The 17,515-nt window shown below is 67.6% G+C and carries 8 protein-coding genes and 3 pseudogenes; 8 read left to right on the top strand and 3 right to left on the bottom strand.

The window, feature by feature from the left end; translation table 11 throughout:
* Positions 1-26 precede the first annotated feature (26 nt).
* Positions 27-323, top strand: a pseudogene (locus KPB06_RS34605) (hemagglutinin repeat-containing protein); the annotation flags it as partial.
* Positions 324-424: 101 nt separating this feature from the next.
* Positions 425-862 (top strand): hypothetical protein, encoded by a 438-nt coding sequence (locus tag KPB06_RS31130; protein WP_143328757.1) that lies wholly within the window; start codon positions 425-427, stop codon positions 860-862.
* Positions 863-953: 91 nt separating this feature from the next.
* On the opposite strand, the pseudogene KPB06_RS34600 reads toward KPB06_RS31130, so the two are convergent.
* Positions 954-1,182: pseudogene (locus KPB06_RS34600) on the bottom strand (transposase); the annotation flags it as partial.
* A gap of 85 nt (positions 1,183-1,267) precedes the next feature.
* Here KPB06_RS34600 and KPB06_RS31125 point away from each other — a divergent pair.
* Positions 1,268-1,786 (top strand): annotated as a pseudogene (locus tag KPB06_RS31125) (transposase); the annotation flags it as partial.
* Positions 1,787-1,883: 97 nt separating this feature from the next.
* On the opposite strand, the gene KPB06_RS31120 reads toward KPB06_RS31125, so the two are convergent.
* Entirely contained in the window at positions 1,884-2,798 is a 915-nt protein-coding gene (locus KPB06_RS31120; protein WP_059584555.1) for a glutaminase, read from the bottom strand.
* A gap of 220 nt (positions 2,799-3,018) precedes the next feature.
* Here KPB06_RS31120 and KPB06_RS31115 point away from each other — a divergent pair, with 220 nt between their 5' ends.
* Positions 3,019-3,729 (top strand): response regulator, encoded by a 711-nt coding sequence (locus tag KPB06_RS31115; protein WP_059584557.1) that lies wholly within the window; start codon positions 3,019-3,021, stop codon positions 3,727-3,729.
* 64 nt (positions 3,730-3,793) lie between these two features.
* Positions 3,794-4,924 (top strand): ATP-binding protein, encoded by a 1,131-nt coding sequence (locus KPB06_RS31110; RefSeq protein ID WP_059584559.1) that lies wholly within the window; start codon positions 3,794-3,796, stop codon positions 4,922-4,924.
* 95 nt (positions 4,925-5,019) lie between these two features.
* Here KPB06_RS31110 and KPB06_RS31105 read toward each other — a convergent pair whose 3' ends face one another.
* Complete coding sequence (locus KPB06_RS31105) at positions 5,020-7,422, bottom strand: patatin-like phospholipase family protein (RefSeq protein ID WP_124657726.1); 2,403 nt, start codon at positions 7,420-7,422, stop codon at positions 5,020-5,022.
* A 271-nt stretch (positions 7,423-7,693) separates the two neighbouring features.
* Here KPB06_RS31105 and mreB point away from each other — a divergent pair, with 271 nt between their 5' ends.
* The 3 genes from mreB (at position 7,694) to KPB06_RS31090 (ending at position 17,388) form a co-directional block, all read left to right on the top strand.
* Complete coding sequence (mreB, locus tag KPB06_RS31100) at positions 7,694-8,728, top strand: rod shape-determining protein (RefSeq protein ID WP_059639835.1); 1,035 nt, start codon at positions 7,694-7,696, stop codon at positions 8,726-8,728.
* A 187-nt stretch (positions 8,729-8,915) separates the two neighbouring features.
* Positions 8,916-9,575, top strand: a complete 660-nt coding sequence (locus KPB06_RS31095; protein WP_275905740.1) for a YdcF family protein — start codon at positions 8,916-8,918, stop codon at positions 9,573-9,575.
* A 712-nt stretch (positions 9,576-10,287) separates the two neighbouring features.
* Positions 10,288-17,388: an autotransporter-associated beta strand repeat-containing protein gene (locus KPB06_RS31090; RefSeq protein ID WP_275905741.1), complete on the top strand. Its 7,101-nt coding sequence runs from the start codon at positions 10,288-10,290 to the stop codon at positions 17,386-17,388.
* Positions 17,389-17,515 lie beyond the last annotated feature (127 nt).

The raw sequence follows: 17,515 nt of genomic DNA, 5'->3' as shown, positions 1-17,515 counted from the left end.
GGGCCGTGACGTAAATACGACGGTCGCGTACCGACAGCACGTGCAGCACGAACGAATCGAAGAGCGCGAGCGTGGGCGTGTCATATGGCACCGGCGGATTCGGTGTCTCGGTGTCGATGTCGCTTGCGCGCGGCGACGCGAATTCGGATGCGGCGACGCAGAACAATACACACGTCGACGCGAGCAATACGGCGACGATCGTCAGCGGCGGCAATACCAACATCGTTGGGGCAAACGTCAACGCCAACAGGGTGATGGCGGAGGTGGGTGGCAACCTGAATCTCACGTCGGTGCAGGATACGAGCCGTAGCGAGGCCCGGCGTTGATGCAGGAGGCGTAACGAAAATACCAAGCATGGGTGGCGCTCTTGGGGTTGGGAACGGAGCAAGAATAGGAAAGGTTCAATAATGATGGATGATTTTTGATGAGACTGCTAAAGACTTTGATTGCTAGTGTATTGCTGTCGGCGGTGGCTTATGTTTTTTTTGCGAGGGTGCTGATTAATATTCCTATGGATACTGTTGAAAAATATCGGCAGATGAAGTCTGATATCAATGGAATCCTTGGGCAAGGTGGGCTGGTTGTATTTTATAAAGAAAGCGAACGAGGTAGTGCTGCGCTGATTATGGTGAGTATGGACTCCCGGTCGGTGGATGAAAAATTGCTGGCCGCTTATCGAGATACTTTTGCTTATCAAGGATGGCGTGTCATTGACTCAAGTTCACAAAAAATTTCGTATTGCAAAGAAGAGGTGCTGGCGAAGCTGAATCTCGTTCCGGAGTGGTTTCCGGGAAAGCGGATGAACGTTTATGGTTTGACCATGGAGTACAACTCGGGAACGACGGCGGAATGTAAGCAGTGAATCTCGAATACGGTATTGCGGCAGATCGGGGACTATACAGGATGGGTGACTAAGAACGCCGCAGCCAATGGTGACCAGGCGGCCTCAAGAATCAGGTGCAACGGTTATCCAATCCGGCGACAGCCGATTCCATCGCCATAGCCTCTTCAGGGGGGCCGTTCGAGGGTTTGGCGAGGGCGGCCGTTCATCAAATTGGTAATGTCGTTCAATTGCGTCTGGGTGACGCCTGACAGGTCCGCACCCTTGGGCAGAAACTGGCGCAGCAGGCCGTTGGTGTTTTCGTTGTTGTCCCGTTGCCGAGGGGCGTAGGGATCTGCGAACCAGATGTCCAGATTCAGAGACCGATCCGTGAGGGCCTGTCAGGAATTTCGTGTTTAAGGCATAACATGCTCTCAAGGAGAGTGCATGCCTCGCAAACCGAAAGCCCAGCCGGTGGAGCTGCCGGCGGTTCCGGCCGAACTGCTTGAGCAGTTTGGCAACGGTCCGATGACAGCAGAAGCCATCAATGCCGCGACGCTGGCGCTCAAGAAGGCGCTGATCGAGCGAGCGCTGAGCGGCGAGATGAATCATCATCTTGGCTACCCCTCCGGTGCGGCCAAGCCGGCCAACGCCACGAATCAGCGCAACGGACGGGGCGCCAAGACGGTCCTGACCGAAGACGGCCCGATTCGCATCGAGGTGCCTCGCGACCGCGACGGCAGCTTCGAACCCATCCTGATACCCAAGCACGAACGGCGCTTCGCCGGCTTCGACGCCCTTCGAGTCAAGATTCGCGAAGACGCCGTCGTGCGCAACAAGGCGGTGTACCTGGCGCTGGGCGTGCTGCCCGACGGCACCCGTGACATTCTGGGCCGCTGGATCGAGAACACAGAGGGTGCCAAGTTCTGGATGAAGGTGTTCAATGACCTGAAGACGCGCGGCGTTCGCTGCCGATGGCCGAATTCCCCGTTAAACGCTCTAGCTCGCGCCGATATGAATCTGCCGCCGTCGCGCCACATGAGGCACGCTTGACTTCGACGCTTCAAAAAATCGACCGCCCCGAATACGTAGTCAACCATTCCAAAGCCCTGGTCCCCGCCAACGAATTCCCGTTCGCATCCAACCCCGGCGCCCACACGCACACCGCCATCTCCCCGGGCAGCACCGCGACGATCCCGCCGCCGACGCCGCTTTTCGCCGGCAGCCCGACGCGATACACGAAATCGCCGGCCGCATCATAGGTGCCGCAAGTCAGCATCAGCGCCGACAGCCGCTTCGCGGAACTCGAATCGACGATCCGCTCGCCCGTCGCCGGCGCGACGCCGCCGTTCGCAAGAAACAGCGCGGCGCTGGCGAGCTCGACGCAGTTCATCTCGATCGCACACTGCCGGCAATACGCGTCGATCACCGTATCGGGCGGCATCTGCATGTTGCCGAAGCTCGCCATGAAGTGCGCCATCGCGCGATTGCGCTCCGCGTGCTGCAACTCCGACGTCGCGACGCGCGAGTCGTAGTCGATGTCGTTCGCGCCGATCAGCCGCCGCACGAATTCGACGAGCGCCGTCTCGGCTTTCACGAAGCGGCGGCACAGCACGTCGGTGACGACCAGCGCGCCCGCATTGATGAACGGATTGCGCGGCTTGCCGCGTTCGCTTTCGAGCTGAACCAGCGAATTGAACGCGGTGCCGGACGGCTCGCGGCCGACCCGTTCCCACAGCGCGTCGCCCAGCAACTGGAACGCGAGCGTGCACGCGAACAGCTTCGAGATGCTCTGGATCGAGAAGCGCTCGTGCGCATCGCCGACCGTGTAAACGTTTCCGTCGAGCGTCACGACCGCCATCCCGAACTTGTCGGCAGGTACTTTCGCGAGTTCGGGGATGTAGTCGGCCACCCGTCCCTGGCCGATCCAGGGGGCGAGTTCGGTGTGGATGCGTTCAAGAATCGTCTGGTAATTCATCGCGTCAGGCAGGATGGAAGCAGGGCCGGGATTCCGGCGAGCCCGTATGGAACCGTCCCGGCGCCGATTCGTCAAGCGCGGCCCGAGTCGCGCCCTTATTTTCGAGACAGCCAAACAGGCAAGCGGCGGGCGCAGTATCATGCGGTACGTTTCGGCCGATGGCCGGCGTCCGGCACCGGCCGGCGCCGCCGCGGCTTCCCCGATGACCCGACCGCTGCCCATGTCTTTTCGCATCCTGCTCGTCGAAGACGACACCCGTCTGTCCACGCTGATCGCCGGCTACCTGCGCAAGAACGACTATGAAGTCGACACTGTGCTGCATGGTGACGCCGCGGTGCCGGCGATCCTGTCCATTCGTCCCGATCTCGTCATCCTCGACGTGAATCTGCCCGGCAAGGACGGCTTCGAAATCTGCCGCGAGGCCCGCAAGCAGTACGACGGCGTGATCATCATGGTGACGGCGCGCGACGAGCCGTTCGACGAGCTGCTCGGCCTCGAATTCGGCGCGGACGACTACGTGCACAAGCCGGTCGAGCCGCGCATCCTGCTCGCGCGGATCAAGGCGCAACTGCGCCGCGCGCCCGCGCGCGTGGCCGAAGGCACCGCGCCGCAGCCGGAGCGCTACGCGTTCGGGAAGTTCTCGATCGACCGCACCGACCGCACCGTCGTGCTGCCCGACGGCAGCACGCCCGATCTGACGTCGGCCGAATTCGACCTGCTGTGGGCGCTCGTGTGTCACGCGGGCGAAGTCGTCAGCCGCGACGATCTGATGCTGCAGCTGCGCGGTGTCGAATTCGACGGCCTCGACCGCACGATCGACGGGCGTATCTCGAAGCTGCGCCGCAAGCTGCGCGACGACGCGAGCAACCCGCAGCGGATCAAGACGATCCGCAGCAAGGGTTATCAATTCAGCAAGCACGCGTGGGAATGAGGCCGCCTTCGCGCGACGCCGCCACGTTCCGCGCGGGCATGCCGCCCGCCGGCCGGGAGCCGCGATGATCCGACGAACCCGTTCGCACCCCGATGCACCGCCGCTGCCGACGCTGCGCTACGTCAAATGGCGCTGGCTGCACTTCCGCCGCGCGTGGACCGACACGCGCGCCGACCGCATTCCGAGCTGGTCGCGCCTGTACCTGCGCACCTACCTGCATCTGCTCGGCCTCGTCCTGCTGACCGCGCTGGTGCCCGCGCTCGCGCTGTGCGTCGAATTGTCGCCGCAGGTCGTGTGGCATGCGTTCGATTCGCTGCCGGGCGATATCTGGATCGTGCTCGCGTTCGTGTTCACCGCGCCGGCGCTCGCCGCGTATCGGTGGATGCGGCCGGTCTGGTCGGATCTCGTGATGGTGCGCGAGCGGGCGATCGACTTCACCGGCGGGCGCTTCAACACGCGTGCGCGCGAATCGCACAGCGTGATCATCGGCCCGCTCGCGCGCACGCTCAATGCGCTCGCGATGCGCATGGAGCGGCTGATCGCCGCGCAGCGCGACCTGACGAACGGGATCTCGCACGAACTGCGCACGCCGCTCGCGCGCGTGCGCTTCGCGCTCGAAATGCTGCGCGAACCGGGTTCGGCGGCCGAATACCAGGGCGCGCTCGAGAGCATCGCGCAGGACGTGACCGAGCTCGAGGAGCTGATCGACATGAGCCTCACGTATGCACGGCTCGAATACAGCTCGCTGCAGTCGAACCTCGAGATGACCGCGCCGGTCGCGTGGTTCGAGCATCAGGTGAGCGACGCGCAACTGCTGTATCCGGACCGTGCGATCGAGTCGCGCATCGCGATCGGGTCGGATCTGCGCGTGAAGATGGACCGGCGGCTGATGTCGTATGCGATGCGCAACCTGCTGCGCAACGCGAGCAAGTACGCGCAATCGCGGATCGTCGTCGGGATCTCGCTCGTGCACGGCAACATCGGGATCTTCGTCGAGGACGACGGCCCCGGCGTGCCCGAGAGCGAGCGCGAACGGATCTTCGACGCATTCGTGCGCCTGGACCGCCGTACCGGCGGCTACGGGCTCGGCCTGTCGATCACGCGACAGGTGCTCCACGCCCACAACGGCCGCATCGCGGTCGTCGATCCGGTCGAACTCGGCGGCGCGCGGTTCGAGATCAGCTGGCCGGTCTAGCGCCACGCCGCAAGGCCGATCCGCGGCAACCGTGAAGTCGATGGCCGCCGTCGAGACGGCGCCGCGGATACCGCCGCAGCGGCATCCGCGCATGCTCAATAAGTGCGGCCAAGCTGCAGGTAGAAGTTGCGTCGGCCGCCGGGGGCGAGCGCGACGCCGATATAGACGGGCCCGAACGCGGTCGACAGGCTCGTGAAGAACGTATAGCTCTGCTTGAGCGCGCCGCCGCCGATCTGCTGGCCGCTCGACCACACGTTGCCTACTTCCGCGCTGGCGCCCACCGACAGCGCCTTGACCGGCGACGCGTTGAACGTCATCAACTGGTTCATGTACGTGACCTGCCCGTACGCGAGCTCGTTGCCGTTCAGTTGGTCGGCCGCGTACGCGGACAGATGCTGGAAGCCGCCGAGCGTGAAGTTGAACGCGTTGATCAGGTTGGTGCCGCCGATGCTCTTGCCGCCCTCGATCGTCGCGCTGACGCTGTGCCGGCCGAACTGTTGCGCGATCATCGCCTTGCCGTAGATCTCGGTATAGGGTGCGTTGTTGATCCCGTCGGAGAATTCCTGCGCCGAGCCGCCGTTGCGCGACACCAGCGAGCGTTCGACGCGCAGCTCGGTGAAATAGCCCTTGCGCGGGAACAGCGGATCGTCGAGCTGGTCGATCACGAGCCGGGCGCGCGCGATCAGCGCCTGCGACGTGAAGCTCGGCCACAGCAGCGCCTGGCCGCTGCCGTCGTCGAACGGCAGGTTGTAGGTCGGCGAGCCGTGCCCGGTCACGTAACCGACGCCCATCCGGAAATCGCCGAGCCGCCCGATCGGCAAACCGAGATCGAGCCCGGCGCGCGCCGTCTGCATCAGGTACTGCGTGATCTTCACGTCGCCGGTGTCGTCGTACAGGTTCGCGTAGCGGCGCTGGTATTCCGCGTACGGCGACAGATAGACGCCGTATGCCATCGACAGCGGTTGACGGAACTCGATGCGCGCGGATTGCAGGTCGCTGCCGATCGTCGTGTCCGCGCGGAATTCGAGCCCCGATTCCGTGAGCCACGGCCGCCGGTAGCCGACGTGCAGGCGGAAGCCGCCTTCGTCGGTCGAACTGCTCGACATGCCGAGCCCGAACAGCAGGAAGTTGGGCCCCCAGTACTTCTCGCGCGCGTCGATCTCGAGCACGTTGTCGTCGCCGCGGCTCACGATCTGCTGCGTGACGCTCTCGAAGTTGCCGCCCGTCGTGAGCCCGAGCAGATCCTGGCTGACGGTCTTCGGATCGTAGATGTCGCCGGGTTTCACGTGCAGCGCGTTGCTGACGACGCGCTTGGGCACGCCGCCGCTGGTCTTGATGTCGATGCGCGTGATCCGGATCGGCGGCGGCAGCGGCTGCGCATGCGCGGACCGGTAGGCCGCGTACTGTTCCGGCGTGAGCGCGAAACGCCGCAGCTTCGGCAGCGCCGCGGTCGCGGCGATCTCGCCGGCGGCGATCGCCTGCTTCGCGTTCTGGAAATCGGTGAACGCGAGCGAGCCGAGGTCCGGCGTGAGCAGCACGTCGTGCGTGTCGAGCTGCTTGCGCTGCGCGGTCACGTTCTGGCGGATCAGGATGCCGACCATCTGCTGCATCACGTCGGCGGGCGACGCGAGCGCATCGAGCGGGCGCAGCGGCGAGCCGATGTCGACGGCGATCACGATGTTCGCGCCCATCTGCCGCGCGGTGTCGACGGGCAGGTTGCTGACGAGCCCGCCGTCCACGAGCGCGCGCCCGTTGATCTCGGCCGGCGCGAACAGGCCCGGCATCGCCATGCTCGCGCGAATCGCGAGCGGCAGCGAGCCGTGGTCGAGCACGACCATCTGGCCGGTCTGCAGGTCGGTCGCGACCGCGCGATACGGAATGGGCAGGTGGTCGAACGGCTGGTTGGTCGGCACGGCGGCCGTCCAGTTCGCGAGCAGCGCCTGCAGCCGGTTGCCCTGAACGAGGCCGACCGGCGCCTTGACGCCTTTCTTGCCGAAGCCGAGCGTCAGCCCGTTGATGTACAGGCGTTCGTCTTCCCGGCTGGTTTGCGGCAGGTCCGCGCGGTCCGTCACGTCGAACGCGATATCGGCCAGGTTGACCTCCGACAGCCGCTTCTGCATCTCGTCGGCCGCCATCCCGCTCGCGTACAGGCCGCCGACCACGGCGCCCATGCTGGTGCCCGCGATGCAGTCGATCGGGATCCGGTTGTCCTCCAGGACTTTCAGGACCCCAAGGTGTGCGTAGCCGCGCGCGCCGCCGCCGGACAGCACGAGGCCGATCGACGGGCGGCCGGCCGGGCCGCCGTCGGCCGCGCAGGTGTGCGCCGCGGCGGCGGGTGCGGCGGCAGCCGCGGCGTTGGCTGCGGCCGCAACGGTCGGGGCGGCGGCGGATTCGGCGGCCGGCAGCGGTTGCGCGGCAACCGCGCAGCACCAGAAGGCAACGAGCGTCGTGCAGAGCGGGCGCAGCGGCGCCCAGCGGAAGGAAACGGTCGCTGTCATGGTGAACATACCTGGCGTGATCGTGCGTCGGAGGCCTGCCGGGAACAGGCAAGACCGAGAGATTACCGTGTTTTACAGGCCCGATGCGAGCGGCTGTTGCGTAGCCGGACGTGCGCGGGACGCCGTTTTCGGCAATTTCGTCGCGAAAAAATCATTGGAATTGGCTAAAGTATCGGAACGATTTGCCGCTAAGCTCGTGATGGGGCGGCATGCACGCGCGGCGAAAAGTGCGGCGCGGCTGTCCCGGCCCGCTCCTTCACAAAGGTTTGATATGTCGACACCGCTGTTCGGAAAGTTGTTTGCGCAACCCGTTGCGATCGACCCGGGAACGGCGAGTACGCGAATCTATACGCACGAACGCGGCGTGGTGCTGAACCAGCCGTCGGTCGTCTGCTTCCGCAAGGGCGGCGCGAGCGACGCGCGGCCCACCCTCGAGGCCGTCGGCGAACTCGCGAAGGCGTTGCTCGGCCGCGAACCCGGGCATCTCGAAGCCGTGCGGCCCATGCGGCACGGCGTGATCGCGGACGCGCACGCGGCCGAGCAGATGATCCGCAGCTTCATCGACATGTCGCGCACCCGCTCGCGCTTCGGCCGCCGCGTCGAGGTCACGCTGTGCGTGCCGTCCGACGCGACGGCCGTCGAGCGCCGCGCGATCCGCGAGGCCGCGTTCGCGGCCGGCGTATCGGAGGTCGAACTGATCGAGGAACCGCTGGCGGCCGGGCTCGGCGCCGGTTTGCCGGTGACCGAGCCGGTCGGCTCGATGGTCATCGACATCGGCGGCGGGACGACCGAAGTCGCGGTCATCGCGCTCGGCGGCATCGTGTACCGCGAGGCGATCCGCGTCGGCGGCAGCCAGTTCGACGCGGCGATCGTCAACCATGTCCGCAACCTGTACGGCGTGCTGCTCGGCGAACAGACGGCGGAGCACGTGAAGAAGACGATCGGCTCGGCCACGAGCGCGGTGCCGCGCACGTCGACCCGCGCCGTCGGCCGCGGCATCGGCGACGGCCTGCCGCGCTCGGTCGAGCTGTCCAACCACGACGTCGCGGACGCGCTGGCCGCGCCGCTCAAGCAGGTGATCGGCGCGGTGAAGTCGGTACTGGAAAACGCGCCGGCCGAACTCGTGACCGACATCGCGAATCGCGGCGCGGTGCTCACGGGCGGCGGCGCGCTGCTCGCCGATCTCGAACGCCTGCTGTACGACGAGACCGGGCTGGTCGCGCGGATCGCCGACGAGCCGTCCACCTGCGCGGTGCGCGGCGCCGGCGAGGCGATGGGGCGGCTCGCGATGTGCCCGGCGGATTGAGCCGGGCGGTGCTGTCGGCCGCGGCCGGGCGCACGCCCTCACATTCTTTCGATCTTCCAGTGGCCGGCCCACTCGGCCGGCATCGGTCCATCGCATGGACAGGCGCGGGCGCGCCGTGCTAGCGTGACGCGCCTGTTCGGGGCCGGGCCGGCCGACGCCCCCGGTGACACCTGAGAGACCGAATACCTTGAAATATCGAACCAAACGGGGCTTCGCGGCCCGGGCCGTCCGCGTGCTGGCCGTCGTCGCGTGCGTCTGGGGCGCGGCGGCGGCCGCGATCGTCGTCCATGGCATGCGGATGCCGGGCGACCCGGCGGACGTCGCCGTGATCTTCGGCAACGCGCTCGACGAAACCGGCGCGCCGAAGCCGGTGCTCGCGGCCCGGCTCGATGTCGGCGTGCGTTGTTACCGCGCGGGGCAGTGCCCGGCGTTTCTGGTCAGCGGCGCGATCGACGGGCCCGGGCTGAACGAGGCGACGGCCATGCGCGACTACCTTGTCGCGCGCGGCGTGCCGGCGGACCGGATCGCCGTCGACGATCAGGGCGACAACACGCTCGCGACCGCGCAGCACACGCTTGCCTACCTGCGCGCGCATCGCCTGTCGCGCGTGCTGATCGTCAGCCAGTATTACCACCTCGCGCGGGCGCGCCTCGCGTTCGAGCGCGTCGGCATTGCGCGGTCGAACATCTCCGCCGCGTATCCGCGCCGCTTCCAGTGGCGCGATCTCTATTCGAGCTGGCGCGAGGTGCCGGCCTACGCGGTGTATGCGGTGCGGTTGTGGGTGAATCCCGATGCGCGGCCGGTTTCGTTTCGGCCGATGCTTTATCCGATGCGCCTGTTTTCGTGACGGGGCGGCCCGGAAGCGCGCGCTTCCGGTGCGGGTGGTTTCGTTGTTTTTTCCGGTTTTCTGTCGTCCGCGCCGGCCGCGCGGGTGTCATGGGCACTGAATAAATAATAGCGATTCTCGTTTCAGATGTCTTGAGGGGACAAAAATCAAAACAGTTTCGCCGACAGTTCCATAATCGAGGTCCGATCGATTTATTAAGCGGATGTTGATTATCTGCATGGATCATTCGTCGCGGTAAGAATATTGCACTGCAAAATCAGCGTGTATTGAATCGGGGCGATATATCGGTGTTTCCACCGATGCGGAACAATCGTTGTCTTTGCGAAAAATCAAGAAGGCCGGCGAAGAGTGTGTTGCATGTTATCGCTGCGCATCTGTCAGAAAGTAAAAAAACTACATAACCGTCGGCCGTTGATCCGACAGGAAAATATCGACTGGAAAACGGTTTGAGTTTGATATAGCCTAGTCTGACGAAAGCGGGCAGTAATCAAATCAACCAGAAAGTCGCTGCAAAAAAACAGGGGCCGTCACCATGTCATTCGACTAGTTCCGCAGCTGCATTTCCGGGCCGATCAAAACAATCATCACGAATAAACCGACAGCGCATCGCGATTGCCGGGGAGGACGCTTTTATCCGCGATTTTCTGCTGCGTGCCGTCCAGTGCGGCCGCAATACCCATACCAAAAACCGAAATCAATAAAGAGGGAAAGCATGAATCCTGCCCGTTCGAGAAAAACGAGTGAGCCGTTTCCGAGACTATTGCTGCCCACGGGCGTGTTTCTGGCGCTGTCGGGCGCGGGCATCGTTCCCGCCCAGGCGACCTGCAGCACCGCGGGCACGACGGTGACCTGCTCCGGCGCCGCGAACCCGCTGGCGCCCAGTTATTCGAACAGCGCCAACAACCTGAATGCGACGGTCAACCCCGGTGCAAGCGTCGGTGTGCTGCTCGGGGTCGGCGGCACGGCGATGTCGTTGACCGGCAGTAACGTCACGCTGACCAACAACGGCACGATCGACCCGTCCGTGCTCGGCTCGGGGCTCGGCGTGCTGTCGAGCGGCGCGGTGGTCGGCAACGCGGCGGCGAGCACCACGACCGTGACCAACAACGGCACGATGAACGGCTCGACCGGCGTCGCGATCAGCGGCGTGACCGGCATGGCGCTGTCGGTCCAGAACGGCACGGGCGGCACGTCGACGATCAACAACACCGGTACGATCGGCTCGTCCCCACTGCCCGGCGCGACCCTCGTCGGCGCCGATGCGCCGGTGGTCGCCGCGTACGGCGGCGGCACGGTCAACATGACGAACAGCGGGACGATCACCGGCCGCGTGTCGCTCGGTTCGAACGGCACGCCGGGGCAGGGCAATACGTTCACCAACTCGGGCACGATCAACGGCGGCGTGTCGATGGGGGCGAACAGCACGAACACGTTCAATGCCGTGACGGGTTCGTCGGTCAACACGGCCGGCGGCACCGGCGGCGCGTTCAACATCACGATCGGCCCGGTCACGCTCGGCGTGGCCGCAACCGGCGTCGTCGACGGCGGCGCGGGCGGCAACAATACGCTCAACCTGCAGCAGGGCGCCGCGGCGAACGGCACGATCGCGGTCAACAACTACATCAACTTCAATCACCTCGACGTCACGAGCGGCAACTGGACCATCAACGGCGCGTCCACCGCGCAGGACGCGACGCTGACGGGCGGCGTGGCGATCATCAACGACAACGCGTCGCTCGGCACCGGGACCGTCACGGGCAACGGCGGTGCGTTGCAGGTGGGCACGGCGGGGCTCGACGTGTCCAACAACGTGTCGCTCGGCGCGGGCGGCCTGACGGTGCAGGGCGCGACCGGGCTGACGCTGTCCGGCACGGTGTCGGGCGGCGGCGCGCTGACGAAGAACGATGGCGGTACGCTGACGCTGTCCGGCGCGAACGGCTACACGGGCGGCACGAACCTGAATGCCGGCGGCCTGGTGGTTGGCAACAATTCGTCGCTCGGCACCGGCGCGCTGAACGTCAACGCGTCGGCATCGCTCGACACGAGCGCGAACGTGACGCTCGGCAACACGGTCAATCTCGCGACCGGCTCGACGCTGACGCTCGGCGGCAGCAACGATCTCGGGCTGACCGGCGCGATCGGCGGAAGCGGCGGCCTCGTGAAGAACGGCGCGGCGACCACGACGCTGACCGGCACGAACACGTACACGGGCGGCACGACGATCAACGCGGGCACACTTGCGCTCGGCGCGGGCGGCAGCCTCGCGTCGACGGGCACGATGAACCTTGCCGGCGCCGGCGCGACGCTGGATCTGGGCAGTGCGACGGGCGGGCAGACGCTCGGCGCGCTGTCGGGTGTCGCGGGAACGAGCGTGAACCTCGGCGCCAATTCGCTGACGCTCGGCGGCAGCATCAATGCCACCTATGCCGGCACGATCGGCGGTTCGGGCAGCGTGACGCTGTCGGGTACCGGCACGCAATCGCTGACGGGCGCGAACACGTACACGGGCGGCACCAACCTGAACGGCGGCAACCTCGTCGTCGGCAGCAATACGTCGCTCGGCCTCGGTGCGGTGAATGTCAACGGTTCGTCGACGCTCGATGCGACTGCCAACGTGTCGCTCGCGAACGGCGTCAACATCGCGACGGGCACGACGCTGACGGTCGGCGGCAGCACCGATCTCGGCCTCGGCGGCGCGATTTCCGGCGGCGGCGGTCTCGTGAAGAACGGCGCGGCGGCGCTCACGCTGTCGGGCGCGAACAACTATGCGGGCGGCACGACGCTGAACGCCGGCGGACTGGTACTCGGCAACGCGTCGGCGCTCGGCACCGGCGCGCTGACCGTCGGCGGCGCGGCGACGCTCGATACGACCACGAACCTGTCGGTCGGCAATGCGATCAATCTCGACGCGAGCGCCGCACTCACACTGGGCGGCAGCAACAGCCTTACGCTGGGGGGCACGATTGCCGGCGCGGGCAGCCTCGTGAAGGACGGCGCCGCGACGACGACGCTGACCGGCACGAACACGTACACGGGCGGCACGACGATCAACGCGGGCACGTTGGCGCTCGGCGCGGGCGGCAGCCTTGCATCGACCGGCGCGATGAATCTGGCGGGCGCCGGCGCGACGCTGGATCTGAGCGGTGCGACGGGCGGGCAGACGCTCGGCGCGCTGTCGGGCGTCGCGGGAACGAACGTGAACCTCGGCGCCAACGCGCTGACGCTCGGCGGCACGGCGAGCGGCACGTTCGGCGGGGTGATCGGCGGTACCGGCAGTCTCACGTTGTCGGGTACGGGCACGCAGACGCTGAACGGCGCCAATACCTACAGCGGCGGCACGAACCTCAATAGCGGCGGTCTCGTGCTCGGCAACGGCGGGGCGCTGGGCGCCGGCGCGCTGAACGTCGGCGGCGCGGCCACGCTCGATACGAATGCAGCCTTGTCGGTCGGCAATGCGGTCAATCTGGGCACGGGCGCCGCGCTGACGCTCGGCGGCAGCAACAGCCTTACGCTCGGTGGCGCGATTGCCGGCACGGGCAGCCTCGTGAAGGACGGCGCGGCGACCACGACGCTGACCGGCACGAACACGTACACGGGCGGCACGACGATCAACGCGGGCACGTTGGCGATCGGCGCGGGCGGCAGCCTTGCATCGACCGGCGCGATGAATCTGGCGGGCGCCGGCACGACGCTGGATCTGAGCAGTGCGACAGGCGGGCAGACGCTGGGCGCGCTGTCGGGTGTCTCGGGAGCGAACGTCAACCTCGGCGCCAATGCACTGACGCTCGGGGGCACGGCGAGCGGCACGTTTAGCGGGGTGATCGGCGGCACGGGCAGCCTCACGTTGTCGGGCACCGGCACGCAGACGCTGAACGGCGTCAATACCTACAGCGGCGGCACGAACCTCAATAGCGGCAGCCTCGTGCTCGGCAACAGCGGGGCGCTGGGTTCCGGCGCGCTGACCGTCGGCGGCGCGGCCACGCTCGATACGAATGCGGCCTTGTCGGTCGGCAATGCGGTCAATCTCGCGACCGGCTCGACGCTGACGCTCGGCGGCAGCAACGATCTCGGGCTGACCGGCGCGATCAACGGAAGCGGTGGCCTCGTGAAGAACGGCGCGGCGACCACGACGCTGACCGGCGCGAACACCTATACGGGCGGCACGACGGTCAATGCGGGGACGCTGGCACTCGGCGCGGGCGGCAGCCTCGCGCCGACGGGCACGATGAATCTCGCCGGTGCCGGCGCGGCGCTGGATCTGAGCGGTGCGACAGGCGGGCAGACGCTCGGCGCGCTGTCGGGCGTCGCGGGAACGAACGTGAACCTCGGCGCCAACGCACTGACGCTCGGCGGCACGGCGAGCGGCACGTTCGGTGGGGTGATCGGCGGCACGGGCAGCCTCACGTTGTCGGGTACCGGCACGCAGACGCTGTCCGGCGCGAACACCTACACGGGCGGCACGACGATCGCTGGCGGCAGCACGCTGGCGCTCGGCGCGGGCGGCAGCCTTGCGTCCGGCAGTGCGCTGAACATGGCGGGCGCGGGGGCGACGTTCGACTTGAGCGGCGCGACCGCCTCGCAAACGCTCGGCACGCTGACCGGCGCGGCCGGCACGAGCGTGAACCTCGGCGGCAACGGGCTGACGCTGAGCGGCAACGGCAGCAACACGTTCGGCGGCGCGATCGGCGGCACCGGCGGCCTGACGCTGGCCGGCAGCGGCACACAGACGCTGACCGGCGCGAACACATACACCGGCGGCACGACGATCAGCGGCGGCGGCACGCTGGCGATCGGCGCGGGCGGCAGCCTCGCCTCGACCGGCGCGGTGAACCTCGCCAGCGCCGGTGCGACGTTCGACGTGAGCGGCGCGACGGGCGCGCAGACGATCGGCACGCTGACCGGCGCGGCCGGCACGAACGTCAACCTCGGCACGAATGCGCTGACGCTGAACGGCACCACCAACGGTACGTTCGGAGGAACGATCGGCGGCGCCGGCGGCCTGACGGTCGCCGGCACGGGCACCCAAACGCTGACGGGGGCGAACACCTACACGGGCGGCACGACGATCGCCGGCGGCAGCACACTCGCACTCGGCGCGGGCGGCAGCCTCGTGTCGGGGAGCGCCGTGAACCTCGCGGGCACGGGGGCGACGTTCGACGTGAGCGGCGCGACGGGCGCGCAGACGTTCGGTACGCTGACCGGCGCGGCCGGCACGAACGTGAATCTCGGCGCGAATGCGCTGACGCTGAACGGCAGCGGCAACGGTACGTTCGGTGGTGCGATCGGCGGGACGGGCGGCGTGACGTTCGCCGGCACGGGCACGCAAACGCTGACGGGGGCCAACACGTATACGGGCGGCACGACGATCGCCGGCGGCAGCACACTCGCCCTCGGTGCGGGCGGCAGCCTCGCGTCGGGGAGCGCCGTGAACCTCGCGGGCACTGGGGCGACGTTCGACGTGAGCGGGGCGACGGCCGCGCAGACGATCGGCACGCTGGCCGGCGCGGCCGGCACGAACGTGAATCTCGGCGCGAATGCGCTGACGCTGAACGGCAGCGGCAACGGTACGTTCGGCGGCGCGATCGGCGGGACGGGTGGCGTGACGTTCGCCGGCACGGGCACGCAAACGCTGACGGGTGCGAATACGTACACGGGCGGCACGACGATCGCCGGCGGCAGCACGCTCGCGCTCGGCGCGGGCGGCAGCCTCGCATCGACGGGCGCGGTGAATCTCGCGGGCACGGGTGCGACGTTCGACGTGAGCGGCGCGACCGGCACGCAAACGATCGGTGCGCTGTCGGGTGCGGCCGGCACGAACGTGAATCTCGGTGCGAACGCGCTGGCGCTGAACGGCAGCGGCAGCAATACCTTCGGCGGCACGATCGGCGGCTCGGGCGGCGTGACGGTGGCGAGCGGCACGCAGGTGCTGACCGGCGCCAACACGTACACGGGCGGCACCACGATCGCAGCCGGCGGCACGCTGCAACTCGGCAACGGCGGCACGTCGGGCAGCGTGGCCGGCGACGTCGTCGACAACGGTGCGTTGATCGTCAATCAATCGGGCAACGTGACGATCGCGAGCGTGCTGTCCGGCACCGGTTCGCTGACCCAGGCCGGCAGCGGGCAGCTCACGCTGACCGGCACGAACACGCTGAGCGGCCCGACCACGGTCGCCGCGGGCACGCTCGCCGTCAACGGTTCGCTCGGCCAGTCGACCGTCACCGTGCAGAACGGCGCGACGCTGACGGGCACCGGCACGATCGGCGGCCTCGTGGTGCAAGGCGGCGCGACGGCGGCCGCCACGCAGCCGGGCGCCGCGCTGAACGTAGGCGGCAACGTCACGTTCCAGCCGGGTTCGACGTTCCAGGTCGCCGCGACGCCGCAGCAAAGCGGCAGCCTCGCGGCGAGCGGCACGGCGACGCTGAATGGCGGCACCGTGCAGGTGCTCGCGAACCAGAGCACCTATCAGCCGGGCACGACGTACACGATCCTCAGCGCGTCGTCGGGCGTGCAGGGCGCGTTCACCCAGGTGAGCGCGAACTATGCGTTCCTCACGCCGACCCTCAGCTACGATCCGGGTCACGTCTATCTGCAACTGGCTCAGAACGGCACGTCGCTGCCCGACGTCGCCACCACGCCGAACCAGCGCTCGGTCGCGACCGCGGTGGCCGCGCTCGGCACCGGCAATCCGCTGTACGACACGGTGCTGACGGCCGACGCGCCGACCGCGCGCCGCGCGTACGGGCTGCTCGGCGGCGAACTGCAGGCGAGCCTGAAGAGCATGCTGCTGCTCGACAGCCGCTATGTGCGCGACGCGGTGACCGATCGCGTCCGTCAGGGTCTCGCGCCCGGATCGGGCCCGCTCGCGGCGCTGTCGTCGGGCGGCGCCGCGCTGTGCGGCGACAACACGGCCGGCGTGGCCGACCCGACGCTGCCGCCGGAGCGCCGGATCGGTTCGCGCGACGGGTGCTACGGCGGGACGCCTTATCAGCCGGTCGTCTGGGGGCAGGCGTTCGGCGGCCGCAGCCGGCTCGCCGGCGACGGCAACGCGTCGTCGATCAACCGCAGCATGACGGGCTTCATCGCCGGCGCCGACATGGCGTTCAACGACAAGTGGCGTGCGGGTCTGGCCGCGGGCGTCACGCACAGCTCGCTCGACAACGACCAGAGTTCGTCGGCGGCGGTGAACAGCTACTACCTGTCGCTGTACGGCGGCGCGCAGTACGGCGCGCTCGGCGTGCGCGGCGGCGCGTCGTACACGTGGTATCGCATCAACAGCGACCGCTATCCGGGCTTCGCGGGCTTCTCGGATCACGACTCGGCCGGCTACAACGCGCATTCGGCGCAGGTGTTCGGCGAAGTCGGCTACGCGCTGCCGGTCGGCCCGGTCGCGATCGAACCGTTCGCGGGCCTCGCGTACGTGAACCTGCATACCGACGGCTATACGGAAACCGGCGGCGCGGCCGCGCTGCGCGCCGGCGGCGAGACGACCCACGTCGGCTTCTCGACGCTCGGCCTGCGTGCGGCGTCGCAGCTCGGCTCGATCGCGAGCGGCACGTTCACCGCGCGCGGGACGGTCGGCTGGCGGCATGCGTTCGGCAACGTGCGGCCGTCGTCGGCGTTCACGTTCGCGAACGGCGGCACGTCGTTCCAGGTATCGGGCGTGCCGATTGCTCGCGACAGCGCGGTGCTCGAAGCCGGCATCGACGCGAACATCACGAAGCGCCTGACGCTCGGCCTCACGTACAGCGGCCAATACGGCAGCGGCGTGCGCGACAACGCGATCCTCGGCAACATCCTGTGGAAATTCTGACCGGCGACTGACGTGCCCGTCCGCGGCGCCATGCGACGAAGCAACGTCGTCTGGCGCCGCGGCCGTTTCGTCGCTGCGCACGTTCGCCGTTCTGGCCTATCCTGTGCGAAACACGCGACGCGCGCCG

The organism is Burkholderia semiarida (genome assembly GCF_029268935.1).
Classification (GTDB): Bacteria; Pseudomonadota; Gammaproteobacteria; order Burkholderiales; family Burkholderiaceae; genus Burkholderia; species Burkholderia semiarida.
Note: the sequence above shows the minus strand (reverse complement) of the source record. Positions and strands in the feature narration are given on the sequence as shown.